The organism is Streptomyces sp. GbtcB7 (assembly GCF_019091445.1).
GTDB lineage: Bacteria > Actinomycetota > Actinomycetes > Streptomycetales > Streptomycetaceae > Streptomyces > Streptomyces mirabilis.
In genome coordinates this window covers 1-242 of record NZ_JAGXJM010000531.1, presented here as the reverse complement: position 1 = coordinate 242, position 242 = coordinate 1, and the positions used below count along the sequence as shown (strand labels likewise).

1 pseudogene is annotated in these 242 nt (G+C 75.2%); it reads right to left on the bottom strand.

Going from position 1 to position 242, the window contains the following annotated elements:
* A pseudogene (locus tag KVT44_RS56710) lies at positions 1-242 on the bottom strand (hypothetical protein); the annotation flags it as partial.

Sequence of the window (242 nt, the reverse complement as noted above, 5' to 3'; positions counted from 1 at the left end):
GCCGTACCTGCCGTACGAGCCCGGCACTCCGTAGCGGCCTGCGAGGATCTCGGTGTCGTCGAGGGCGACCAGGCCCGGGTCATGGCCGTAATCGCCAGGGCCGACGGGCCCGAACCCGTCCTCGTAGCGCTCGTCGTCGCCACGGGCACCCCGGGTGGGCGCCCGGAGCGCCTCTGCCTCTGAGGCCTGCGCGCGTGCCTGCGCGGCTCCTAGGAGGCGTACGACGGCGGGGGGCGCACGGA